The sequence below is a fragment of the Vibrio celticus genome (assembly GCF_024347335.1).
GTDB classification, from domain to species: Bacteria; Pseudomonadota; Gammaproteobacteria; order Enterobacterales; family Vibrionaceae; genus Vibrio; species Vibrio celticus.
In genome coordinates this window covers 525,012-550,297 of sequence record NZ_AP025463.1, presented here as the reverse complement: position 1 = coordinate 550,297, position 25,286 = coordinate 525,012, and the positions used below count along the sequence as shown (strand labels likewise).

The window sequence follows — 25,286 nt, the reverse complement described above, 5'->3', positions numbered from 1 at the left end:
GTATGCAAACTTTTGCTGAAATAGCGGCTCTTCGTGAGCAGATTAAACAGTTTAAGCGTGATGGACGTACGGTTGCTTTTGTTCCGACAATGGGAAACCTGCATGAAGGCCACCTGACTCTGGTAAAGAAAGCTCGTGAACTGGCCGACATCGTTGTGGTAAGCATCTTTGTAAACCCAATGCAGTTTGACCGTGCCGACGACCTAAACAACTACCCTCGCACGTTAGAAGCAGATTTAAGTAAGCTAACAGGTGAAGGTGTTGAGCTAGTATTTACACCAACGCCAGAGGTGATGTACCCAGATGGATTAGACAAACAGACGTTTGTTGAGGTCCCTGGCATATCTCACATGCTTGAAGGTGCCTCTCGTCCAGGTCACTTCCGTGGTGTATCAACCATTGTCACTAAACTGTTTAATATCGTTCAGCCAGACTTTGCATGCTTCGGCGAGAAAGACTTTCAGCAACTTGCTGTTATTCGCCAGATGACCACTGATTTAGCGTTAGACATTGAAGTTGTCGGCGTTGCGACCGTTCGTGAAATGGATGGTTTGGCAATGAGCTCTCGCAATAGCAACCTAACGATTGACGAGCGCCAACGAGCGCCAGTTCTAGCGCGTACTATGCGCTGGATCAGCAGTGCCATTCGTGGTGGCCGCGATGATTACGCATCAGTGATTGAAGATGCAACTGACCAGCTGCGCGCTGCAGATCTTCAACCTGACGAAATCTTCATTTGTGATGCTAAGACGCTGCAAGCGATCACTTCAGAATCCACTCAAGCAGTGATTCTAATGTCGGCTTTCCTAGGTAAGACCCGTCTTATCGATAACCAAGTTCTCGATTTGGTAACGGAAACCAAAGAAGAAGTGAAAGAAGAAGCAACTGAATAGTCGGATTCTGCTCTTAACGCAAAACAAAAACACCAAACGCAAAAACATAAAAAAGGTCGATGTTATATCGACCTTTTTCTTTACCTGCTACTTAGATAAACCAAAGGTTAGCTACGTAAGCCGATACCCTTTGTCACTAAGTAGTGCGCAATGCCATACAACAGCACGATAAACACGCCTAGTACGCCGAACGACGTCACGATCCCCACATCAGACACACCCAAGAAGCCATATCTGAACGCGTTTACCATGTACACGATAGGGTTCAACTTCGATACGCCTTGCCAGAATTCAGGCAATAAACTGATCGAGTAGAACACACCACCAAGGTACGTCAGCGGCGTTAAGATAAAGGTTGGGATAATAGATATATCATCAAACGTGCGCGCGAATACCGCGTTAATCAAGCCACCCAAAGCGAATACTACCGACGTTAAAAATACCGTCGCAATGATCACGCCCCAATGGTCAACTTGCAGGTCGACAAAGAACAACGACACGAAGGTTACGATAGTGCCCACTAACAAGCCACGAACCACGCCGCCCATTACGAAACCTGCGATAATCACGTAATTAGGAACGGGTGCTACAAGTAACTCTTCAATGTTCTTTTGGAATTTGGCACTAAAGAACGATGAAGCAACGTTGGAGTATGAGTTGGTGATCACCGACATCATGATCAGACCGGGAACAATGTATTCCATGTAGCTAAAGCCGTTCATTTCACCAATACGCGCACCAATCAGGTTGCCGAAGATAATGAAGTAAAGCGTCATGGTAATCGCTGGCGGCACCAGAGTTTGCACCCAGATACGAGTAAAGCGATTGATCTCTTTGGTCAACAAACTGCAGAAAGCGGTCCAATATAGGCTGTACATATTATTTACTCCCCTCACGGACGATACTCACAAATAGCTCTTCTAGACGGTTTGCTTTGTTACGCATAGAGAGGACTTTAACCTGTTGCTCGCTCAATTGAGCAAAAATGGTATTCAAACCTAGGTTCTTGTCGATTTCGATTTCTAGCGAACCATTGACCATCACTTGGCTATTCACACCTTCAAGCTTAGGTTCAGTCGTACCCTCTTCCAGATCCAGAATAAAGGTCTCCGCACTCAATTTGCCCAACAGCGCTTTCATTGTTGTGTTCTCAATCAGTTCACCGCGATTGATGATACCAATGTTGCGACACAGCATTTCTGCTTCTTCTAGGTAGTGCGTGGTCAAGATAATGGTAATGCCCTGCTTCTCATTGATATCTTTTAGGAATTCCCACATTGAACGACGTAGTTCAATATCAACGCCTGCTGTTGGTTCATCAAGGATCAACAAATGAGGTTCATGCATCAATGCACGCGCGATCATCAAACGACGCTTCATACCACCAGACAAGTTACGCGCACGTTCGCCACGCTTTTCCCACAAATCGAGTTGAGATAGGTACTTTTTCGCTCGCTCTTTCGCTAAGGCTTTTGGCACGCCGTAATAACCCGCTTGTTGCAGCACGATCTGTTCAACGGTTTCGAACGGGTTAAAGTTAAACTCTTGAGGCACAAGGCCTAAGTTCTGCTTCGCCAACTCCAGATCGGTATCAATGTCGTAGCCGAACACTTTAACCTTGCCTGACGTTTTATTTACCAGTGAAGAGATAACACCAATGGTGGTTGATTTACCCGCACCATTTGGACCAAGTAGTGCGTAAAAGTCGCCTTTTTCTACTTGTAAACTAACGCCCTTAAGAGCCTCGAAGCCCCCAGCATAAGTTTTTCTTAATTGCTCAATTTCTAATGCATACATAGAGATAGACTGCCATTTGCTATAGATAAGATGTAGACGACCGAGCTTGAGGAAGAGAGTAATGCTTAAAACGAGCTAGCAGAAAACTAACCCAAACTTGTTTACTCGGCCATTTTGCAAACAAGTTTATCGTTGATTGACGATTAATACAAATATCGTGTGAGAGTTTCTTTCGAAAACAAATAAGCATCTTGGTTAACTGAAGACTAAATCAACGTTCAATAAATATAAAAATGCCGCTAAGTGATTCACTTAACGGCATTAATGATCAGTCTTGAAGTGAGCGTCTATGGCTTATTCATATCAGCTCATTCATGTTCGCTTGTTACTGAAAATTAAACTGACTCAAATTGATGTTCATCTCTATCGACATAGCTTGTTGCTGCCGTCAGGGCTTCATATCTAAATCGATAAGTGTTGGATTCCGGCACTAGGTCAATCACGTGGAACTTCTCTAGTTGCTGACGAGTATTCTCATTAGGACACAGCAGGTACACCTCACACTGCGCATCCAATGCATCTTTAATCGCATTCTCTAGCGCAAGACCAACAGTGACATCAATCATAGGGACATCGGTCAGATCTAGAATCATCGCTTCATAGTCAGAGATACTTGAGTGCTGACGTGAAATCGCCTTTGAGACACTGAATATCATCGGCCCTGATAGATAGAAGAACAACACTTTACCATTAGCACTATCGAGTAACTGACGTTCGCTATCGGTCAATGGGATATCGTCTTCATCATCACCATCACTGATCGCCTTAACTTGTCTGGCTTGCTCTCGGCTCAACCTTTCAATAATCAGAATGTTCGAGATAAACACGCCCAGTCCAACGGCAATAATCAAATCGACAAACACAGTCAGTAGCATCACGCCGTACATCACACCCATACCGGCATAACTCACCTTGTGTGCGCGCTGGATAAAACTCCAATCTAGGATATTGAAACCAACATACATCGCGATACCAGCCAGCACTGCCATAGGAATCGGTTCTGTTAAGCCACCTGCAACCAATACCACTAACGCAAGTACTAAAGCTCGAATAACACCGGAAAGCGGAGAACGCGCTCCCACCTGAATATTAGTCACAGTACCCATAGTGGCGCCCGCGCCAGGTAGCGCACCAAACAGGCCAGAGATCATATTGGCAATGCCTTGCCCGCGAAGTTCTTTGTCTGAGTCATGCTCTTTACGAGTCAGCGAATCTCCGATAACCGCGGTCAGAAGCGTATCAATGCAGCCAAGCGTACCCAGTACCAAGGCATCAATAACCATGGTCGTGAACTGTTCAGCGCTGATCGTAGGAATAACGAGCGTAGGCAAACCAGCTGGGATTTCACCAATACGGCGAATAGAGTCGGTATCAAAAATAATGACGGACAAGAGAGTCACAGCAACCAAAGCGACCAGTTGAGCAGGCACATACTTACGATATTTGGCTGGAAAACCGAAAAGAATACCGAGCGTCAATGCTCCTAAAAACAGTTCGCTCACTTTTAGGTTTGCGAGCGTATCAGGAAGTGCGGAGAGCGTGCCCATCACCCCACCAGAAGGTGCGGCATGTCCTAATAAAGGAGACAACTGAAGAATAATTAGAATAACGCCGATACCGGACATAAATCCGGAGATCACGCTATATGGCATCAAAGTAACGTATTTTCCGAGCTTTAACGTACCAAGCAATATCTGAAATGCACCAGCCATCATCACGACGGTGAAGGTCATTGCCATGCCAGTTTCAGGGTATTTCGCGACCATGCTGGTCATTACGGCTGTCATGATCACCGTCATCGGGCCGGTCGGTTCAGAGATCAGGCTGCTCGATCCACCAAACAATGCCGCAAATAGGCCAACCATGATGGCGCCCCAAAGGCCGGCTTCCGCGCCCGCACCAGAAGCAACACCAAATGCCAATGCTAAAGGTAATGAGATGATGGCTGTAGTAACACCACCAAACATGTCCCCTTTGAGATTGATATCCGTAAAACGACTTCCAAACAAAACACACCTTCCTGATGATGAAATGACAAACCTTATCACTTTAACAAATGTATCAAGTGTTCAGAAAGTGTTAATTCAATCACATTATTCATGTCTTATAACCAGATCATAGCTTCTACGCTAAGTTAATGATTTTAACGACGAGTACACGTCAGATGAGTACTATTTGACACAGTTTTTACGAGATTGAATTTGTAACATTGTGTATAGTTGAGATTCTTAATTAAGGGATGTAAGACGCAAAATGCCAGAGATTAAACAGCTTTTTGAAAACAACTCTAAATGGTCAGAAGAAATTAGATCTCAACGACCTGAGTATTTTACAACGCTTGAAGAGGGTCAAAGCCCTGGTTTTTTATGGATTGGCTGCTCAGATAGCCGTGTTCCGGCCGAGCGTCTCACTGGTTTGTACTCTGGCGAACTGTTTGTTCACCGAAATGTGGCAAACCAAGTGGTTCATACCGACCTAAACTGCCTCTCAGTGGTACAGTACGCCGTCGATGTACTCAAAGTTAAACACATCATTGTCTGCGGTCACTATGGCTGTGGCGGTGTTAACGCGGCGATTGATAACCCTAAACTTGGTCTTATCAACAACTGGTTACTGCACATCCGTGACAATTACCTAAAATACCGTAAGCAAATCGAGGGGCTTCCTCGTGAGCAATGGGGTGACAAGTTGTGCGAAATTAACGTCGCAGAACAGGTTTATAACCTAGGCAATTCAACCATTATGCAAAATGCGTGGGAGCGTGGCCAAGACGTTGAAATCCACGGTGTGGTTTATGGTATTGGCGATGGCAAGCTGCAGGACCTTGGCGTACGTTGCTCAAGTAACGATACCCTAGAGAACAGTCACTTAGATGCATTGAATAAGATCTTAACGACGCCTCTTCTTAGTCAACAAAGCTAGCCCATTCCGTCATATATACAAAAAGCCCGCTTGATGCGGGCTTTTTAATGACTTCTAAACCACAAGCGTAATGATTACTCTTGAGGTACTACCTTACCGATGTACGGTAGGTGACGATATTTTTGTGCGTAGTCGATACCAACACCAACAACAAACTCGTCTGGGATTTCAAAACCAATCCATTTTGTATCTACAGTCACTTCACGGCGAGAAGGCTTGTCTAGTAGCGTACAAATTTCGATAGACTTAGGACCACGTAGGCTCAGAATCTCTTTTACTTTAGTCAGCGTGTTACCTGTATCGATAATATCTTCTACAAGTAGAACGTCTTTACCTTGGATATCATCATCAAGGTCTTTCAAAATACGAACATCACGTGAGCTTTCCATGCCGTTGCCGTAGCTAGACGCGGTCATGAAATCAACTTGGTGCGTTAAATCGATAGCACGAGCAAGATCTGCCATAAAGACAAAAGATCCACGCAATAAGCCAACTAAAACTAGATCTTCACTACCGTTGTAGTGTTCCGTGATCTGTTTGCCTAGTTCGTTCACTCGATCCTGAACTTCTTGCTCAGAGATCATGACTTCAACTGTATGCTTCATACTGCTCTCATTCTATTTGGTGATTGCGACGAATGTTGACAGTTTCGTCAGTTGTGTCGCTCAATTTTGTGCGTAAGTCTAGCACTGCTCAAATACCCACACCACCTTATGGTTCGAATTTACTGTCAGATTATCAATGAAATGTGCACTTGTGCTTTGTCTGATAGTCGCCTCCTTTCACATCAATGTGGATCACGCTTTATGTATCAAGTTTGATGTAACTGTCTATTAAATAAGCTCAAAGGATTGACCATTCGCATATGCACCATTACACTCATCTTGGCTTAAATAATAATAAAATCATTAATATAAAAAAATCGTTGGCAAGGAAAATAAAATGGACTCAATCTCTAAGAGACCTAGAACTAGGCTTTCACCTTTAAAAAGAAAACTTCAGCTGATGGAAATCGCGCTTGAAGTGTTCTCTCGTCGCGGCATTGGCCGTGGTGGTCACGCTGACATTGCAGATATCGCTCAGGTATCAGTAGCAACAGTATTTAACTACTTCCCTACTCGTGAAGATCTGGTTGATGAAGTGCTTAATCATGTTGTCCGTCAATTCTCAAACTTCCTTTCAGACAATATCGATCTAGATATTCACGCAAAACAAAACCTACATAATATTGCGACTGAAATGGTGACACTAGTAGCTCAAGACAGCCACTGGTTGAACGTATGGTTCGAATGGAGCGCATCGACTCGTGATGAAGTATGGCCACTGTTCGTAACAACAAACCGCACTAACCAAATGTTAGTCCAGAACATGTTTAGTAAAGCGATTGAGCGCGGCGAAGTTTGTGACGATCACGATCCTAAGCATCTAGCGAACCTATTCCACGGCATCTGCTACTCGCTATTCATCCAAGCGAAACGTGTAGAAACACCTGAAGAGCTTTCAAGCTTAACAGATAGCTACTTAAACATGCTGTGCATTTATAAATAGATTCGAGATTCGAGATTCGAGATTCGAGATTCGAGATTCGAGATTCGAGATTCGAGATTCGAGATTCGAGATTCGAGTAAATAATTTAAGGGTTGGCCTAAGCGGTCAACCCTTTTTTGTAGAATGGAATGGCTCTTCGCATCCCGAAGCGCAGCGTACTCGCATCTCGGAGTGAAACGTTCCTGCGCCTTACTTCAGACATAAAAAAACCGCTGACGAATCAGCGGCTTTTAAAAACATTAGCGAGTGACTAAAGAAGAATTACTTCTTCTTTTTCACTGCTTTCTTGTTTGGAAGGTCAGTGATTGAACCTTCGAATACTTCCGCAGCTAGACCAACAGACTCGTGTAGAGTTGGGTGAGCGTGGATAGTAAGAGCGATATCTTCTGCATCACAACCCATTTCGATTGCTAGGCCGATTTCGCCAAGAAGTTCACCACCGTTAGTACCAACAACAGCACCACCGATTACACGATGAGTCTCTTTATCAAAGATCATCTTAGTCATACCGTCTGCACAGTCAGAAGCGATTGCACGACCAGAAGCAGCCCAAGGGAAAGTAGCAACTTCGTAGTTGATGCCTTCAGCTTTCGCTTCTTTCTCAGTCTTACCTACCCAAGCAACTTCTGGCTCAGTGTACGCAATTGATGGGATTACTTTAGGATCGAAGTAGTGCTTCTTACCAGAGATAACTTCAGCAGCTACGTGACCTTCATGCACACCTTTGTGAGCAAGCATTGGTTGACCAACAACGTCACCGATCGCATGGATGTGAGGAACGTTTGTACGCATTTGCTTATCAACATTGATGAAACCACGCTCATCAACTTCGATACCCGCTTTTTCAGCGTCGATAAGTGCACCGTTTGGAACACGACCGATAGCAACAAGAACAGCATCGTAGCGCTCAGCTTCAGCTGGTGCTTTTTTGCCTTCCATTGAAACGTAGATACCATCTTCTTTCGCTTCAACTGCTGTTACTTTAGTTTCAAGCATTAGCTTGAACTTGTTCTTAATACGTTTTGTGAAGACTTTAACGATGTCTTTATCCGCAGCAGGGATAACTTGATCGAACATCTCTACAACTTCAACTTTAGAACCTAGAGAGTGGTAAACCGTACCCATCTCAAGACCGATGATACCGCCGCCCATGATAAGCAGTTTTTCAGGTACTTCGTTTAGTTCTAGTGCATCCGTAGAATCCCAAATACGTGGGTCTTCATGTGGGATGAAAGGAAGTTTGATTGGGCGAGAACCCGCAGCAATGATTGCGTTGTCGAAGTTAACAGTTGTTGCTTCGCCTTCGCCTTCAACAAGAATGCTGTTAGGACCAGTGAACTTACCGAAACCGTTAACAACAGTAACGTTACGCATCTTAGCCATACCGCCAAGACCGCCAGTTAGTTGATCAACTACTTTTTCTTTCCAAATACGGATCTTGTTGATGTCCGTTTGTGGCTCGCCGAATACAACGCCGTGCTCTGCCATCGCTTTAGCTTCTTCAATTACTTTAGAAACGTGAAGAAGTGCTTTTGATGGAATACAACCAACGTTTAGACATACACCACCAAGAGTGCTGTAACGTTCAACTAGTACTGTTTCTAGACCTAAATCCGCACAACGGAATGCCGCTGAGTAACCAGCAGGACCTGAACCAAGTACAACAACTTGGGCTTTAATTTCTTTGCTCATTGTGACCTCTTGTAGTCATTATCCCTAACAGGCTGAGTAGATGTTCTTAAAATTATTGGGCTTTCAAACAGGAAACATTTTACAGAGATGTTAACAGTGTGAAAGTAGCTTTAAGTTAGCCTGTGAGCTAGACAACAATTCCCTATCAGATTATGAGAAATGCAGGAAACTGTTCTCTAAAAATAGTCTTTATATAAAGAATTAAGGTGACCCGAAAGTCACCTTAATAATTACTTTCTCAATTACAGTACTAGACGACGAATGTCAGATAGTGCGCTGTTTAGGAAAGTAATGAAGCGTGCACCTTCAGCACCATCGATCACACGGTGGTCGTATGATAGAGACAGTGGAAGCTGTAGACGTGGTTGGAACTCTTTACCATTCCAAACTGGCTTAATTTCAGACTTAGATACACCTAGGATACCTACTTCTGGAGCATTTACGATTGGAGTAAATGCAGTACCGCCAATACCACCAAGGCTAGAGATTGTGAAACAACCGCCTTGCATGTCTGCCGCTGTTAGCTTACCAGAACGTGCTTTCTTAGAAACAGCCATTAGCTCTTCTGATAGCTCGTAAATACCTTTATTGTTCACGTCTTTGAAGACAGGAACAACTAGACCGTTTGGTGTATCAACAGCGATACCCACGTTTACGTACTTCTTAAGAATGATGCTTTCGCCATCTTCAGAAAGAGAAGAGTTAAACGCTGGGAATGCTTCTAGCGCTTTAGCGACAGCTTTCATGATGAACACAAGTGGAGTGATCTTCATGCCAGTGTCTTTCTTCGCTTCGATTGCGTTCTGTTCTTTACGGAATGCTTCTAGCTCAGTGATGTCTGCGTTGTCCCACTGTGTAACGTGAGGGATCATTACCCAGTTACGGTGCAGGTTAGCGCCAGAGATCTTCTTAATCTTAGAAAGCTTCTGAACTTCAGTTTCGCCGAACTTGCTGAAGTCAACTTTTGGCCATGGTAGTAGACCAAGAGCAGAACCGTCGCCGCCTTTGCCAGATGCAGCTGCACCAGACTCAAGACGCTTAAGTGCATCTTTAACGTAAGACTGAACGTCTTCTTTAAGGATACGGCTCTTACGACCAGTACCTTTAACCTTAGAAAGGTTAACGCCAAATTCACGAGCTAGACGACGAACTACTGGAGAAGCGTGAGCGTAGTCACCGTTCTCTTGGAAGTCGCCAGCTGCTGCTGGAGCCGCTGCAGGTGCTTCTGCTTTAGGAGCAGGTGCCGCCGCTGGAGCTGCTGCTTGTGCAGGTGCTGCAACAGGAGCAGGAGCTGCGCCTTCAACTACGAAAGTCATGATTAGAGAGCCAGTTGACACTTTGTCGCCAGCTGCAATCTTGATTTCTTTTACTGTACCAGCGAATGGTGCAGGCACTTCCATTGAAGCTTTGTCGCCTTCAACAGTAATTAGAGATTGCTCTTCTTCTACTGTATCGCCAACCGCTACCATGATTTCAGTAACTTCTACTTCGTCACCACCGATATCAAGAACGTTTACTTCTTTCTCAGCAGATGCTGCTGGAGCCGCTGCAACTGGTGCTGCCGCCGCAGGAGCCGGAGCTGCTGCAGGTGCTGAACCAGCCACTTCGAATACCATTACTAGAGAACCAGTAGAAACTGAATCACCAGAAGCGATCTTGATTTCTTTAACGATACCAGCGAATGGTGCAGGAACTTCCATAGAAGCCTTATCGCCTTCAACAGTAAGAAGAGATTGCTCTTCTTCTACTGCGTCACCGATAGCAACCATGATTTCAGTTACTTCAACTTCATCACCGCCGATGTCTGGTACGTGAACTTCTTTAAGCTCAGCCGCCGCTGCAGGAGCTGCAGCAACTGGTGCCGCCGCTTCAACTGCTGGCGCAGCCGGTGCTGCAGCAGCACCTTCCGCTTCGAAGATCATGATAAGAGAACCAGTAGAAACTGAATCGCCTTCCGCTACTTTGATTTCTTTAACGATACCCGCTTGAGACGCTGGAACTTCCATTGAAGCTTTGTCGCCTTCAACAGTGATCAGTGACTGCTCTTCTTCAACCTTGTCACCAACGTTTACAAGAATCTCAGTTACTTCAACCTCGTCAGCACCGATGTCTGGTACATTAATTTCGATTGTCATTGTATTTACCTACCTTAATGCCAGTCTTATGCGTATTGCGGGTTAGTTTTTTCAGTGTCGATATCGAACTTAGCAATTGCTTCAACAACTACTGATTTCTCGATGTCACCACGTTTAGCCAGTTCAGTTAGAGCTGCAACTACGATGTAGCCAGCGTTAACTTCGAAGTGACGACGTAGGTTTGCACGGCTGTCAGAGCGGCCGAAACCATCTGTACCAAGTACTTTGTAAGACTCAGTTGGCATGTACGCACGTACTTGCTCAGCGTAGTTCTTCATGTAGTCAGTCACTGCGATTGCAGGTTCTTTACCAAGAACAGTCGTGATGTACGGTACTTTCTCTTCAGCTTCTGGGTGAAGCATGTTGTCACGCTCTACCGCTTGGCCGTCACGAGTTAGTTCGTTGAACGACGTTACAGAGAATACGTCAGATGCTACGCCGTACTCTTCGCTTAGAATTTCAGCGGCTTTACGCGCTTCGTTCATGATAGTACCAGAGCTCATTAGTTGAACTTTGCCCTTAGCACCAGCGTGAGATTCAAGCTTGTAGATACCCTTACGGATGCCTTCTTCAGCGCCTTCTGGCATTGCTGGCATTGCGTAGTTCTCGTTCATTACTGTTAGGTAGTAGTAAACGTTCTCTTGCTCAGGACCGTACATGCGACGGATACCGTCTTGCATGATTACTGCTAGCTCGTAAGCGAACGTTGGGTCGTAAGAGATACAGTTAGGGATAGTGTTCGCTTGGATGTGCGAGTGACCATCTTCGTGCTGTAGACCTTCACCGTTCAGTGTTGTACGACCTGCAGTAGCACCTAGTAGGAAGCCACGAGCTTGTTGGTCGCCTGCTAGCCATGCCATGTCACCAATACGTTGGAAACCGAACATTGAGTAGTAGATGTAGAACGGGATCATCGGTAGATCGTTTGTGCTGTATGAAGTTGCAGCAGCAACCCATGAAGCCATAGAACCTAGTTCGTTGATACCTTCTTGAAGAACTTGACCAGACGTTGCTTCTTTGTAGTAAGAAACGATGCCTTTATCTTCAGGTGTGTATTCTTGACCGTGTGGGTTGTAGATACCAACCTGACGGAATAGACCTTCCATACCGAATGTACGAGCTTCATCACAGATGATAGGAACGATGTTCTTACCAATGTTCTTATCTTTAAGAAGGATGTTTAGCGTACGTACATAGGCCATAGTTGTAGAGATATCACGCTTCTGTTCACCTAGTAGAGGTGCGAATGCGTCTAGCTCAGGAACTTTGAATTCTTGAGTAAATTTAGGCAGACGTGCTGGCGTGTAACCTTGTAGGACTTTACGACGAGCATGTAGGTATTCGTACTCAGCAGAACCTTCTTCTAGAGTCAGGTAAGGAAGCTCAGACACTTTCTCATCAGAAAGGATGTCTTGTAGGCCTAGACGGTCACGTAGGTATTGTACGTGAGTCATGTCCATCTTCTTAACACCGTGAGCGATGTTCTTACCTTCTGCAGCTTCACCCATGCCGTAACCTTTAACTGTTTTAGCTAGGATTACTGTTGGCTTGCCACCTGTCTCTTTTGCATTGTTGAATGCAGCGAACAGTTTAGAAGAATCGTGACCACCACGCTTCAGTTCGAAGATTTGGTCGTCAGTCATGTCTGCAACTAGTGCAGCTGTTTCTGGATACTTACCAAAGAAGTGCTCACGTACGTATGCGCCATCTTTAGATTTGAATGTCTGGTAGTCACCATCGATAGTTTCGTTCATTAGTTGAAGAAGCTTACCAGTCGTGTCTTTAGCTAGTAGAGAATCCCAGTTGCTACCCCAGATAACTTTAACAACGTTCCAACCTGCACCTTTGAATAGGCCTTCAAGTTCTTGGATGATGCTACCGTTACCCATTACAGGGCCGTCTAGACGCTGTAGGTTACAGTTGATTAGGAAACATAGGTTGTCTAGCTTCTCACGCGCAGCGAAAGAGATAGCACCACGTGACTCTGGCTCATCCATCTCACCGTCACCTAGGAAAGCGTATACACGTTGAGCAGAAGTATCTTTAAGACCACGGCCGTCAAGGTACTTAAGGAAGCGCGCTTGGTAGATCGCAGAGATCGGACCTAGACCCATAGATACTGTAGGGAACTGCCAGAACTCAGGCATCAGTTTAGGGTGCGGGTAAGAAGGGATACCTTTACCATCAACTTCTTGACGGAAGTTATCTAGCTGCTCTTCAGTTAGACGACCTTCAACGAATGCACGAGAGTAGATACCTGGAGAGATGTGACCTTGGTAATAAACTAGATCGCCACCGTCAGTCTCGTTTGGAGCACGGAAGAAGTGGTTGAAACATACTTCGTAGAACGCTGCTGCTGACTGGTAAGAAGCCATGTGACCACCAAGGTCTAGGTCTTTCTTAGAAGCACGCAATACGATCATGATTGCGTTCCAGCGAATAATCGAACGAATACGACGCTCAAGAGTTACGTCACCAGGGTAAGCTGGCTCTTGTGCTGCTGGAATTGTGTTGATGTAGTTTGTGTTGATGCCTGTAGCCATATCAACACCATCTAAACGCGCTTTATCTAGAACTTGTTCTAGTAAAAACTGTGCACGTTCTACACCTTCTTCACGTACTACTGACTCAAGAGCTTCTAACCAATCTTGAGTTTCCAGAGCATCAACGTCATGCTTCATGTCAGACATGGCGATCTATCCTTTTTGTTAGTTGGATTCTACTAAACACGTAAAAAGCCGAAGTATTACGGCTATTTACCCTGTTGAATTCGACGTAAAGAACGTTCGCGACGCGATTCTTCTTTGGTCAAATCCATCAATGTTTCTTCGATGTAAGCTAAATGAGAGTGTGACATTTCACGTGCCTGTTCTGGCTGTCCTGAAACGATCGCATCTACAATGTTAGCTCGATGTATACTCACTTTCTCCACAACGTCTTTACGACGATGCAACAGCTTTAAATTTTCTAAGACGTTTTGTTCAAGTAACGGAGCCAAACTACGAACAATGTGCAGTAACACCACATTGTGCGCTGCCTCTGTTAAAGCAATAAGAAAAGCCATCACCGCTGCAGATTCGGCTTCAATATCGCCCTTATCTTGCGCACCGCGAATTTTCTCTTGGCATGCTTGAATTCGAGCAAAGTCTTCATCAGTGCCACGCAATGCCGCGAAGTAAGCCGAAATCCCTTCCATCGCATGACGCGATTCCAACAAGTCTAGTTGGGTTTCAGAATGGGAGGACAACAAATTAAGCAAAGGATCTGAAAAGCTTTTCCAGATATTTTCGCTAACAAACGTACCTCCACCTTGACGGCGAGTAAGCAGGCGTTTTGCTTCTAAACGTTGTATCGCTTCTCGGATTGAAGGACGAGACACATCGAACTGTTTCGCCAGTTCACGCTCAGGCGGCAGCTGCTGCCCTGGAGCCAGTGTTCCTTCCACTATCAACCTTTCTAACTCTTGCTCGATAACATCGGAGAGTTTTGGCTGACGAATCCTTTGATAAGCCATAGTTTGTTGTTCTTCTTTTTCTTCGCTGACAATTGGTAATACCAATTTTAAGTTGGGCAGAAATTAACATAATTAAAACGCCACTGTCCAGTGTAAAATTGACCTGCATCATAGAACGCAGTGTGAATTAACCATGATTTAACAAATGAAATTTAAAACAGCAACCAAATTGGTCTTACCATTTACAGGGGTAATACTTTTGGGGAGGTTTCGTGCTAGAAAGTTTCAGGATAAAAATGAATTGTTTCAGAAAGATTAGTGCCACTTGTTTAAAAATCGAACCAAGCGCACATTTAGGGTGGAAATTCTGTTCATAAACTTTAATAAATGGGTGTTTGATAAGCTCGTCACACTCTCAATTTATCGATGCTCTTCTCTCCACCACTTTCTTTACATAGCAACAACAAAAATTCACAAGTCATTATGCTAGGCGTTGACTATTCAACGCCCAACAGCGGTAAGGTCATAACCAAAAACTAAGACTTAAGCTTTTAGCTTTCCTTTAAACTTCTTCCAATCGAACACCAAGCCAGGGTCAGTTTTACGCAGAGGCGCTATATATTGATGGCCAGTGATGCGTTCGGTGGTGATTTGAGGAAAAGTGGATACAATCGTTTCTGTTAATTGGGCAAGCGCTTGATACTGCTGCTCGCTATACGCCACAAAGTCACTGCCCTCGAGTTCAATACCAATCGAATAATCATTACATCTGTCACGCCCTGCAAAGCTCGAATGGCCGGCATGCCAAGCTCGGTCTAAGAACGAAACGAACTGCACCACTTCGCCATCACGACGAATCAAGCAGTGCGCCGATACGCCCATTTGGTGAATCACCTTAAAAAATGGGTGTTCCGACGAGTCTAGCTTGCCTGTAAAAAACTGTTCGATGTAAGGCCCACCAAATTGCCCCGGAGGCAAACTAATGTTGTGGACCACCAGCAGAGAGATATCCTCGACACTAGGTCTAGCATCAAAATACGGGGAAGGAACATGCCGAGCGTTGTCGTACCATCCGTTGGAGCTGATCGTCATCTTGGTCTCACTTTCTTTTCTGCTAGCACAATAAGATGTGACCTTGCCCATAGAGCAGTCGCGCTAGCCTCTTTAATTTGAAGTTAAGCAAGAGTATCATTCCATTCCCACTCCCTTTCAAGATTAGATTTGCGATGAAAAACACACATAACAGCCACCAACGCCTTGACTACTTAAAAGAGCAACTGCCTCTAGAGATCACTCGTGCAGTCGCTGAGACCATCAAAGAAGATCTAGGTGGCACGTTAGATCCAGCGGCTGATATTACGGCAAGTCTAATCCCTGCAGACGCAATCAACAGCGCAACCATCATTACCCGTGAGCACGGTGTATTCTGTGGTAAAGCGTGGGCTGATGAAGTGTTTAAGCAACTGGGCGGTGAAGTGACTATCGAGTGGAATGTAGAAGATGGCGACAAAGTTGAACCAAACCAAACGCTTTGCACGCTAACAGGCCCAGCACGCGCGCTATTAACCGGTGAGCGTAACGCAATGAACTTCATTCAAACGCTATCTGGCTGTGCGACGACTACGGCTATCTACGCAGACAAAATTAAACATACAGAGTGCCGCCTGTTAGATACTCGTAAAACGATTCCTGGCCTGCGCAGCGCACTAAAATACGCAGTCGCTTGTGGTGGTGGCTTCAACCACCGTATCGGTGTTTTCGATGCGTACCTAATCAAAGAAAACCACATCATCGCGTGTGGTGGCATTGAGAAAGCTATCTCTACAGCAAAAGAGCTAAACCCAGGTAAACCAGTAGAAGTTGAAACCGAAAGCCTAGAAGAGCTAGAGCAAGCAATCAGCGCTGGCGCAGACATCATCATGCTAGATAACTTTACTACAGACATGATGCGTGAAGCAGTGAAGATCAACGCAGGTCGTGCGGCACTAGAGAACTCAGGTAACGTGACTCTAGATACGATTGCAGAATTTGCTGAAACGGGTGTTGATTACATCTCGGTAGGTGCACTAACTAAGCACCTAAAAGCAATGGATCTATCAATGAGATTCAAAGCGTAATTTATTGAAATATAAATAACTTATTCATAAAGGCACGGTTAAACACCGTGCTTTTTTATTGCCTAAATTATCAGTATTTCAATCAGTTATTTAAGTTGATCGCATAAATTTGCGCACTATATGAAACACCACACTAATAAATACAAAACCACTCGCGACCACACCTGAACACCATTCCACTTCCCTATTCCGACTTCTATCCTCTCAATCAACCAGTGCCTGCACTGAAACAAACTAAAGAATGGAATGAGACAATGAAGAACAAAAGTAACAGAACAAATCAGAAAGGTTTTACGTTGATTGAATTAATGATTGTAGTGGCGATCATTGGCGTGCTATCGGCAATTGCTGTACCTGCATATAAAGATTATGTCGCCAAATCAGCAGCCTCTTCTGCATTAGCCACATTAAAATCACTCCTAACTAATGCCGATTTATATGCTCAAAATAATAGCGGCACTACTACAAATCTAGGTGAGTTTGGAGGCTCAGCTACAATGAACCCTCTAGGAACAATTTCAGCGTCAGTTGCGGGAGCTGGAGCTGCGTCTACTGCATCTTCAACATTAACGTTCACCTTCGACAGTGATGCTGCAGTGTCAGGAGCTCTCAAATACTCAAAAACTCCAACAACGCCATGGGTTTGTGCAAATAATACAAGTCCTGTAATTGAGCTAGATAGTTGTGTTGCTCCATAATGCTCACCAACCTCCCAACCGTTCTTCGTCAGGCTGACTTACTTAGCCTGACTCAAGAACAAGCCGTTGCGGAACATATTCAAGCTTCAGGTGTTTCTACGCCTGAAGCTTTGCTCGTTCTAGACATCTTCACAGGCGAGAGTCTCGCACATAAGATTCAGGCCATCTTCGGTTTGCCGCTAGTACAACTTGCCAACACTGACTATGAAATCTTGTGCGACCAATTAGGGCTTCGCGAGCTGATCACTAAATATCGCGCCATTCCAATTTCAGTTTCTAGCTCAACTCTTACACTCGCCTCGGCCGATCCAACCGACTTACAAGCGGAAGACGACTTTCGATTCGCGACAGGGTTGCAGATCGAATTGGTCGTCGCCAACTACTCAGAACTAGAAGGCGCAATACGAAAGCTGTATGGCCGTTCGATTTCCGGGCAAGACTCTAAACGTAAAGAGATCACTCAAGATGAACTCGCTAACCTAGTTGAGGTTTCTGACGACGAGATAACATCGATTGAAGACCTCAGCCAAGACGATTCCCCTGTCAGCCGCTTTATCAATCAGATACTGGTTGATGCGGTGCGTAAAGGCGCATCAGATATCCACTTCGAACCTTATGAAGAGCACTACCGAGTACGACTGCGTTGTGATGGCATCCTTGTTGAAATACAACAACCCGCTTCCCATTTAAGTCGCCGTTTATCTGCTCGTCTGAAAATACTCGCCAAGCTTGATATTGCCGAACGTCGCTTGCCTCAAGATGGTCGTATTAAGTTGCGCTTGAACGACGACCTCGCGATTGATATGCGTGTATCAACATTGCCTACCTTGTGGGGTGAGAAGATTGTACTTCGACTGCTTGATAGCAGCGCTGCTAATTTAGATATCGATAAGTTAGGTTACAGCGAAGATCAAAAAGTACTCTACCTCAATGCCCTGAAGCGCCCACAAGGGATGATCTTAATGACAGGGCCAACCGGCAGCGGAAAAACCGTCTCCCTTTATACTGGCCTTCGCGTTCTTAACACTACGGAACGCAACATCTCAACAGCTGAAGACCCAGTGGAAATTAACCTGTGTGGTATCAATCAAGTACAAGTAACACCTAAGATCGGCTTTGGGTTTGCTGAGGCACTGCGATCATTTTTACGACAAGACCCTGATGTTGTGATGGTTGGAGAGATCCGCGACTTGGAAACGGCAGAGATCGCGATCAAAGCATCGCAAACGGGTCACCTGGTTCTTTCGACGCTGCACACTAACTCCGCCGCAGAAACCGTCACTCGACTCGCTCATATGGGGATAGAACCCTTTAACCTCGCTTCATCACTAAGTTTGATTATCGCCCAACGACTGGCAAGACGATTGTGCAACCATTGCAAAGAAGTTGACGACTCGCCAGACATATTTCTGCGTCACTCGATTCCTAACAGCCAAACCATCTACAAAGCTAACACTCAAGGTTGTAATGAGTGTAATCAAGGATACTCAGGTCGCGTTGGTATCTACGAAGTTATGCCTTTGACCGACAAACTCAAGACAAGTCTTATCAGTCAACCCAATGCGCTGGCGATTGAAGATCTCGCGCGCCGAGAAGGCATGCGAACATTGCAAGAGTCAGGTCTGGATAAACTGCTTGAAGGCACCACCAGCTACCAAGAACTGCAACGTGTTCTGTACCTATAACCCAATGGAGCACCAATGAGTAGCAAGTCCAAACAATCACAACTAAAAAGCTATCACTGGAAAGGCATTAATAGTTCCGGCAAGAAAGTGTCTGGGCAGACCTTAGCGCTCACCGAATTGGAAGTACGAGAAAAGCTCAAAGAGCAGCACATTCAGATTAAGAAAATCAAAAAGAAAAGTATTTCAGCCGTCACTCGTTTAACCCATAGAGTCAAAGCCAAAGACATCACTATTTTGACTAGGCAGCTTGCTACTATGCTCGCCACTGGCGTGCCTATCGTACAAGCCATCAAGTTAGTGTCAGACAATCACCGAAAAGCTGAAATGAAATCAATTTTATCGCATATCTGCAAAGGTGTAGAAGCCGGAACGCCAATCTCAAAAGCGATGCGAACTGCAAGCCGCCACTTTGATGACCTCTATACTGATTTAGTCGCCACAGGTGAACTGTCAGGCAACCTCGCACAAGTGTTCGAACGCTTAGCGACCTATAGAGAAAAAAGCGAGCAGTTAAAGTCCAAAGTCGTCAAAGCACTGATCTACCCCGCGATGGTGGTCACCGTTGCACTGACCGTTTCTTATTTAATGCTGACTATGGTGATTCCAGAGTTTGAGTCGATGTTTTCCGGCTTTGGCGCCGACCTGCCTTGGTTCACCCAACAAGTACTCTACCTTTCCCATTGGATGCAGGCTTACAGTTTTTATGCGGCTGTCGGCATCGGGCTTGTTGTCCTGATTATTTACCAACTGTGTCAGCGTTCCCACTCGATCAGACTGTCTGTTAGCCGGCTAGGATTACGCTTTCCTGTTCTTGGTGGCGTATTAGCCAAAGCCTCTATTGCCAAATTTAGCCGAACCTTATCAACCAGCTTTAGTTCTGGCATTCCGATTTTAATGAGCCTCAAAACCACAGCCAAAACCGCAGGCAATCTTCATTATGAATCGGCCATCATTGAAGTTCACCGAGAAACGGCTGCAGGCATGCCGATGTATATCGCAATGCGCAATACCAATGCCTTCCCCGAAATGGTGTTACAGATGGTGATGATTGGCGAAGAGTCTGGCAACCTTGATGATATGCTCAATAAAGTAGCGTCGATTTACGAGTTTGAAGTAGACAACACAGTCGACAATTTAGGCAAGATTCTAGAGCCACTGATCATCGTGTTTTTAGGCACTGTCGTTGGCGGGCTTGTGGTTGCGATGTACTTACCGATCTTTAATCTTATGAGTGTGTTAGGATAGTTAAAGCAACTAAACACCCATGAGCAGCAACCTCTGCTCACCTTGATTAAGTGGTAAAGGACACTATGGAAGTATTTCACTACTATCCTTGGCTATTCACCGTATTAGCTTTCATTTTTAGCCTTCTTATCGGCAGCTTCCTCAACGTAGTCATACACCGTTTACCGATTATGATGGAACGCGAATGGCAACAAGAGTGCTCGGAATATTTTTCTCAATATAAAATTCCAGCGCCAGAGGGAAAGTTCAATCTCAGCATTCCTCGCTCTACCTGCCCGAAATGCAAAACCCAATTAAGAATCGTCGATAATATTCCAGTCTTAAGCTGGTTGTTCTTAAAGGGTAAGTGCCACAGCTGTGCTAATCCAATCAGTGCTCGCTACCCTTTGGTCGAACTGCTTACCGCAATACTTTGCACAATGGTTGCTAGCCACTTTGGTTTCAGTTACTACGCCATTGCTTTGATTTTTTTCACCTTCGCACTGATTACCGCGACCTTTATCGATCTCGATACTATGTTGTTGCCTGATCAAATTACCTTGCCTTTGGTATGGTCCGGTATCGCTTTAGCACTGTTTAATATCAGCCCAGTATCGCTGCAAGATTCTGTGGTTGGCGCAATGGCTGGCTACCTCGCTTTATGGTCTGTTTATTGGTTGTTCAAACTACTCACAGGTAAAGAAGGCATGGGTTACGGTGACTTCAAACTCCTGGCTGCACTTGGTGCATGGCTTGGTTGGCAACACCTACCGATGATCATCCTTTTATCTTCACTCGTAGGCCTTGTGTTTGGTTTGATTCAACTTCGCCTGAAACAGCAAGGCATAGATAAAGCCTTTCCGTTCGGCCCTTACCTTGCAATTGCGGGTTGGGTAAGCTTGATGTGGGGTAACGACATCATGGGTTGGTATTTCACTTCTGTACTAGGAATTTAACCATGGCAATCATTATCGGATTAAGCGGTGGTATCGCCAGTGGCAAAACCACGGTCGCTAACCTGTTCAATGAACATTTTAATATTGATATTGTTGATGCTGATATCGTGGCACGTGAAGTGGTTGCGCTGGGCAGTGACGGCTTAAAACAGATTACAGAACACTTTGGTGAGTCTATCTTGCTTGACGATGGAACACTCAACCGAAGTAGGCTGCGTGAGCTGATCTTCTCAGATCCTAAAGAAAAGCAGTGGCTCAATGATCTTCTTCATCCCATGATCCGTGACAAAATTGACAGTGACCTGTCTAAAATCACATCCCCGTATGGTTTATTAGTTGCACCGCTATTGGTGGAAAACCAAATGCAAGGCATGGCCGATCGCGTATTAATTGTTGATGTGCCAACAGAAGTTCAAATAGAACGTACGATGAGTCGTGATAATGTTTCTAGGGAACAAGTTGCATCAATTTTAAAATCACAGGCTTCAAGAGAACAACGCTTAGCAGTTGCAGATGACGTGATTAAAAACCATACTAAAAACCAAGAACTTTTGCCTCAAATCACAGATTTACATCAAAAGTATCTGGCAATCAGTGCTGTAGATGGGTCAGAATAGAACAATGTTGAATGAAGGTTTGCTCGATGATCACCCATAAATTTGAACATCCTCTAAATGAGAAAACACGCATCTACTTAAGAGTTGAATCACTCTTGAGGCAGCTACACTTGTCTTCTACATTTTCCGATGCTCAACAGTATCAACTCTTTTTCCGTTCCATCTTTGATCTGATTGAAATCTTCGAACAGATCCAACTCAAGAGCGAACTCGCAAAAGATATTGAGAAACAACGTGTAACCTACAAAAGTTGGTTGGATGTTGAAGGTGTCGATCAAGAGATGCTGACATCACTGCTTAATGACATTGGTAATATCTATCGTGATCTGATGCAGGCAGAGCGTTTTGGCCAGTCACTTAAAGAAGACCGCTTCCTAAGTGCAATTCGCCAACGCTTTAATCTTCCAGGTGGCTCATGCTGCTTTGATTTACCGGCACTGCATTATTGGCTGCACCTTCCTCTTGATAAGAGAATGCGAGATGCTAAAGCTTGGATGGATAGCTTACAGCCTCTGTATGAAGCGCTAACACTGTGGTTGAAGCTCACCAGAGAAACGGGTCACTTTAAAGAGCAAATCGCTCGTGCTGGCTTCTTCCAGAGCGATGCCGATGAAGCGAATATCCTTCGTCTTTCTATTCCGATGCAATACGGTGCCTACCCGATGATCTCAGGTCACAAGAATCGCTTTGCTGTTAAATTCATGAGCTTTGAAACTGGGCAAGCCTGTACTCAAGACATCGAATTTGAATTGGCGATCTGCACCTAATTAATTTCCTTTTATAGTTTGGCTTGAGTCCTCACTCGAGCCTAAACTCACTATTATTACACCTTCAAATTAAGAATCACTATGTCGAAGAAAATCACCATCGTTAAATGCCCTCAATGTAATGCCGACGTTGAGTGGGGTGAACAAAGCCCGCACCGCCCGTTTTGCAGCAAACAATGTCAGATGATTGATTTCGGAGAATGGGCTGACGAAGAGAACAGCATCGCTGGTGCACCAGACATGTCGGATAGCGATGGGTGGTCGGAAGATCCGTACTAGGCGAGTAGCGAGTAGCGAGTAGCGAGTAGCGAGTAGCGAGTAGCGAGTAAATTTTTAAGGGTTGGCGTTTAACGTCAATCCTTTTTTATTGTCTATAACACGGCGCTAGTAGAGATTCCCTACTCCTTCCTTCGTCAGTCTAGGGAATGACGGTTGCATTTAAGCCTGTACTACTGTCGTCATCCTCATGAGTGAGGTACGAGCAAATTGGGGATCTCTTACCTGCTAAGCTCCAAATAACAGACACAAAAAAGCGGAGCCAAATGGCTCCGCTTTTATCGATAGAATGCAAAAAGAATTACTTCTTAGTAAGCTTCTCTTTAATACGAGCTGACTTACCAGAACGCTCACGTAGGTAGTACAACTTGGCACGACGTACTGCACCACGGCGTTTAACTTCGATGCTATCAACCATTGGAGAGTGAGTTTGGAACGCACGCTCTACGCCTTCACCGTTCGAGATCTTACGAACTGTGAATGCAGAGTGTAGACCACGGTTACGAATAGCGATTACAACGCCTTCGAAAGCCTGTAGACGCTCACGGTCACCTTCTTTTACCTTAACCTGAACTACAACAGTGTCACCTGGTGCGAATTTAGGAAGGTCTGATTTTAGTTGCTCTTCTTCAAGAGCCTTGATGATGTTGCTCATTTGTATAAATTCCTAGAATAAACTGATACTAAATTTAATAGGTTACTGCTTGCTTTTCGTTAAGAGCGTTGCTCTTTAATGAATTCAGCCAGTAATTGTTCCTGTTCGTCAGTCAGAGCTAGGTTTTCCAGGAGTTCTGGTCTTCTTAGCCAAGTTCGGCCCAACGATTGTTTTAATCGCCAGCGACGAATGTCCTTATGGTTTCCAGACTTGAGTACCGATGGCACATCTTTATCGTCTAGCACCTCAGGGCGCGTATAATGGGGACAATCTAGCAAACCATTTGCAAAAGAATCTTCTTCTGCTGAAGCGAAATCTCCAAGTACACCCGGAACAAACCGAGATACTGAATCAATCAGCGTCATGGCTGGCAATTCGCCACCCGTCATCACAAAATCTCCAATCGACCATTCTTCGTCAACTTCAGATTGAATGATGCGCTCATCTACCCCTTCGTAGCGACCACAAATAAGAAGTAAATTCTCGTTTGTTGCCAGCTCTTCAACACCTTTCTGGTCGAGTTTACGACCTTGAGGTGAAAGATAGATAACTTTCGTCTTTCCCGGTGCTGCTTGCTTGGCAGTTGTGATAGCGTCGCGCAAAGGCTGAACCATCATTAACATGCCAGGACCACCACCGTAAGGTCTGTCATCAACAGTGCGATGTTTATCATGAGTGAAATCACGAGGATTCCATGTCTCAATAGATAAAAGACCTTTTCTAACCGCTTGACCTGTTACTCCAAAATCAGTAACAGAACGGAACATTTCAGGAAAAAGGCTAATAATGCCAACCCACATGTGTTCTCTCGCTCTGTAATTTGGAGTTAGAATCCAGGATCCCAGTCAACTTCGATCCGGCGAGCTTCGCGATCAACTTTCTTGATCACTTGCTCTTCAAGGTACGGTACTAACCGTTCCTTTTGGCCAAAAGCATCTTTAAGATTTGCTTTGATTACTAGAACATCGTTCGAGCCAGTTTCTAATAGGTCAGTGACCTCACCAAGGTCGTAACCTTTAGTGGTAAAAACTTGCATACCGAACAATTCGCGCCAGTAGAATTCATCTTCTGACAATTCAGGTAACGAAGCAGGGTCAATAGCAATTTCAAAGTTAGTCATCAGTTGCGCGTCTTCACGAACATCTAATCCCGCTAGCTTACATACATAACCTTGGCCATGACGTTTCCAGCTCTCAACTTTGTACTCAACCCACTTCCCCTTTAGGTTTAAATACCAAGGGCTGTAATCAAATATGCTTTCAGCATTGTCTGTGTAGGAGAACACTTTAAGCCAGCCACGAATACCATAGGTAGACCCAAGTTTACCCATGACAATTCTATTGTTTTGCTCGCTCATAGTTTCTTTACCCTTCATCGACATAAGCTATTTCTCTTTAAAAAAGAATTAAGCCGCTTTTTGAGCGTCTTTAACTAGCTTAGCTACACGATCAGATAGAGATGCGCCTTGACCAACCCAGTGGTTAACACGATCTAGGTCTAGACGTAGACCTTCTTCTTGACCTTGAGCAGTAGGGTTAAAGAAACCTACTTTCTCGATGAAACGGCCAGTTGCAGCGTTACGGCTATCCGCAACTACGATTTGATAAAATGGGCGCTTCTTTGCACCGTGACGTGCCAAACGAATGGTTACCATGTCGTCCTCTTTGCTTTCTTAATAAAATAATTAACCCCAAGTATAAGTAAATAGCTTGGGGTCTCGTGCCAAATTAAAGCCCCGGAATTTTACTCTTATTCCGGTGCAATGCAAGGGCTTTAGCTATTTTTTCACCAACATAGCTGCCGTACACTTTCTGTGACACGGCTAACACTATGAAAAGTAACGTAGCTAA

General features: G+C 44.8%; 24 protein-coding genes. 11 read left to right on the top strand and 13 right to left on the bottom strand.

The features are described 5' to 3' along the window. Positions 1-2 precede the first annotated feature (2 nt). A complete protein-coding gene (gene panC / locus OCV19_RS02745) occupies positions 3-893 on the top strand; it encodes a pantoate--beta-alanine ligase (protein WP_048605734.1) in 891 nt (296 codons plus the stop codon). A 107-nt stretch (positions 894-1,000) separates the two neighbouring features. Here the strand turns inward: panC and OCV19_RS02740 are convergent, their stop codons facing one another. The 3 genes from OCV19_RS02740 to OCV19_RS02730 form a co-directional block, all read right to left on the bottom strand. Next, positions 1,001-1,771 carry an ABC transporter permease gene (locus OCV19_RS02740; protein WP_010435987.1) on the bottom strand — a complete coding sequence of 257 codons (771 nt, stop codon included), beginning with the start codon at positions 1,769-1,771 and terminating at the stop codon, positions 1,001-1,003. Position 1,772: 1 nt separating this feature from the next. Further along, positions 1,773-2,690 carry an ABC transporter ATP-binding protein gene (locus tag OCV19_RS02735; protein ID WP_065676628.1) on the bottom strand — a complete coding sequence of 306 codons (918 nt, stop codon included), beginning with the start codon at positions 2,688-2,690 and terminating at the stop codon, positions 1,773-1,775. Between the two features lie 335 nt (positions 2,691-3,025). Further along, a complete protein-coding gene (locus tag OCV19_RS02730; RefSeq protein ID WP_170926823.1) occupies positions 3,026-4,657 on the bottom strand; it encodes a SulP family inorganic anion transporter in 1,632 nt (543 codons plus the stop codon). A 286-nt stretch (positions 4,658-4,943) separates the two neighbouring features. Between OCV19_RS02730 and can the strand changes: the two genes are divergently transcribed. Beyond that, positions 4,944-5,612 carry a carbonate dehydratase gene (gene can, locus OCV19_RS02725; RefSeq protein WP_017059437.1) on the top strand — a complete coding sequence of 223 codons (669 nt, stop codon included), beginning with the start codon at positions 4,944-4,946 and terminating at the stop codon, positions 5,610-5,612. 74 nt (positions 5,613-5,686) lie between these two features. On the opposite strand, the gene hpt is transcribed toward can, so the two are convergent. Continuing rightward, positions 5,687-6,217 carry a hypoxanthine phosphoribosyltransferase gene (gene hpt / locus OCV19_RS02720; RefSeq protein ID WP_017059438.1) on the bottom strand — a complete coding sequence of 177 codons (531 nt, stop codon included), beginning with the start codon at positions 6,215-6,217 and terminating at the stop codon, positions 5,687-5,689. Positions 6,218-6,554: 337 nt separating this feature from the next. Here hpt and OCV19_RS02715 point away from each other — a divergent pair, with 337 nt between their 5' ends. Then, positions 6,555-7,160, top strand: a complete 606-nt coding sequence (locus OCV19_RS02715) for a LuxR/HapR/OpaR family quorum-sensing transcriptional regulator (protein ID WP_019824386.1) — start codon at positions 6,555-6,557, stop codon at positions 7,158-7,160. Positions 7,161-7,421: 261 nt separating this feature from the next. Here the strand turns inward: OCV19_RS02715 and lpdA are convergent, their stop codons facing one another. From lpdA to ampD, 5 genes are all read right to left on the bottom strand, one after another. Next, the gene (gene lpdA / locus OCV19_RS02710; RefSeq protein WP_048659365.1) at positions 7,422-8,852 is read right to left on the bottom strand and encodes a dihydrolipoyl dehydrogenase; all 1,431 of its coding nucleotides are present in this window, start codon (positions 8,850-8,852) and stop codon (positions 7,422-7,424) included. A 242-nt stretch (positions 8,853-9,094) separates the two neighbouring features. Next, positions 9,095-10,987 (bottom strand): pyruvate dehydrogenase complex dihydrolipoyllysine-residue acetyltransferase, encoded by a 1,893-nt coding sequence (gene aceF / locus OCV19_RS02705; RefSeq protein WP_065676627.1) that lies wholly within the window; start codon positions 10,985-10,987, stop codon positions 9,095-9,097. 26 nt (positions 10,988-11,013) lie between these two features. Continuing rightward, positions 11,014-13,677: a pyruvate dehydrogenase (acetyl-transferring), homodimeric type gene (aceE, locus tag OCV19_RS02700; RefSeq protein ID WP_065676626.1), complete on the bottom strand. Its 2,664-nt coding sequence runs from the start codon at positions 13,675-13,677 to the stop codon at positions 11,014-11,016. 62 nt (positions 13,678-13,739) lie between these two features. Then, positions 13,740-14,501, bottom strand: a complete 762-nt coding sequence (gene pdhR, locus OCV19_RS02695; protein ID WP_009847596.1) for a pyruvate dehydrogenase complex transcriptional repressor PdhR — start codon at positions 14,499-14,501, stop codon at positions 13,740-13,742. A 483-nt stretch (positions 14,502-14,984) separates the two neighbouring features. Beyond that, complete coding sequence (gene ampD / locus OCV19_RS02690) at positions 14,985-15,584, bottom strand: 1,6-anhydro-N-acetylmuramyl-L-alanine amidase AmpD (protein WP_065676625.1); 600 nt, start codon at positions 15,582-15,584, stop codon at positions 14,985-14,987. Between the two features lie 83 nt (positions 15,585-15,667). Between ampD and nadC the strand changes: the two genes are divergently transcribed. The 8 genes from nadC (at position 15,668) to yacG (ending at position 22,784) form a co-directional block, all read left to right on the top strand. Continuing rightward, positions 15,668-16,558: a carboxylating nicotinate-nucleotide diphosphorylase gene (nadC, locus tag OCV19_RS02685; protein WP_017065901.1), complete on the top strand. Its 891-nt coding sequence runs from the start codon at positions 15,668-15,670 to the stop codon at positions 16,556-16,558. 254 nt (positions 16,559-16,812) lie between these two features. Continuing rightward, positions 16,813-17,256 carry a type IV pilin protein gene (locus OCV19_RS02680; RefSeq protein ID WP_065676624.1) on the top strand — a complete coding sequence of 148 codons (444 nt, stop codon included), beginning with the start codon at positions 16,813-16,815 and terminating at the stop codon, positions 17,254-17,256. Next, complete coding sequence (gene pilB / locus OCV19_RS02675; RefSeq protein ID WP_065676623.1) at positions 17,256-18,941, top strand: type IV-A pilus assembly ATPase PilB; 1,686 nt, start codon at positions 17,256-17,258, stop codon at positions 18,939-18,941. Before OCV19_RS02680 ends, pilB begins: the two co-directional genes overlap by 1 nt. Before the next feature lie 15 nt (positions 18,942-18,956). Then, positions 18,957-20,186 carry a type II secretion system F family protein gene (locus tag OCV19_RS02670; RefSeq protein WP_065676622.1) on the top strand — a complete coding sequence of 410 codons (1,230 nt, stop codon included), beginning with the start codon at positions 18,957-18,959 and terminating at the stop codon, positions 20,184-20,186. A gap of 65 nt (positions 20,187-20,251) precedes the next feature. Further along, positions 20,252-21,121, top strand: a complete 870-nt coding sequence (locus OCV19_RS02665; protein ID WP_065676621.1) for a prepilin peptidase — start codon at positions 20,252-20,254, stop codon at positions 21,119-21,121. Positions 21,122-21,123: 2 nt separating this feature from the next. Beyond that, positions 21,124-21,738: a dephospho-CoA kinase gene (coaE, locus tag OCV19_RS02660; protein ID WP_065676620.1), complete on the top strand. Its 615-nt coding sequence runs from the start codon at positions 21,124-21,126 to the stop codon at positions 21,736-21,738. A 26-nt stretch (positions 21,739-21,764) separates the two neighbouring features. Continuing rightward, complete coding sequence (gene zapD, locus OCV19_RS02655; RefSeq protein ID WP_017063237.1) at positions 21,765-22,505, top strand: cell division protein ZapD; 741 nt, start codon at positions 21,765-21,767, stop codon at positions 22,503-22,505. A gap of 81 nt (positions 22,506-22,586) precedes the next feature. Beyond that, positions 22,587-22,784 (top strand): DNA gyrase inhibitor YacG, encoded by a 198-nt coding sequence (gene yacG, locus OCV19_RS02650; protein ID WP_010435916.1) that lies wholly within the window; start codon positions 22,587-22,589, stop codon positions 22,782-22,784. A 298-nt stretch (positions 22,785-23,082) separates the two neighbouring features. Here yacG and rplS read toward each other — a convergent pair whose 3' ends face one another. Genes rplS through rpsP form a run of 4 tightly spaced genes read right to left on the bottom strand, consistent with a single transcriptional unit; the run spans position 23,083 to position 25,090 of the window. Further along, a complete protein-coding gene (rplS, locus tag OCV19_RS02645; RefSeq protein ID WP_004735514.1) occupies positions 23,083-23,436 on the bottom strand; it encodes a 50S ribosomal protein L19 in 354 nt (117 codons plus the stop codon). Positions 23,437-23,495: 59 nt separating this feature from the next. Next, on the bottom strand, positions 23,496-24,236 hold the full coding sequence (gene trmD / locus OCV19_RS02640) for a tRNA (guanosine(37)-N1)-methyltransferase TrmD (RefSeq protein WP_065676619.1): 741 nt from the start codon (positions 24,234-24,236) through the stop codon (positions 23,496-23,498). A gap of 26 nt (positions 24,237-24,262) precedes the next feature. Then, a complete protein-coding gene (rimM, locus tag OCV19_RS02635) occupies positions 24,263-24,817 on the bottom strand; it encodes a ribosome maturation factor RimM (protein WP_017063236.1) in 555 nt (184 codons plus the stop codon). 24 nt (positions 24,818-24,841) lie between these two features. Next, on the bottom strand, positions 24,842-25,090 hold the full coding sequence (gene rpsP, locus OCV19_RS02630) for a 30S ribosomal protein S16 (RefSeq protein WP_004410028.1): 249 nt from the start codon (positions 25,088-25,090) through the stop codon (positions 24,842-24,844). Positions 25,091-25,286 lie beyond the last annotated feature (196 nt).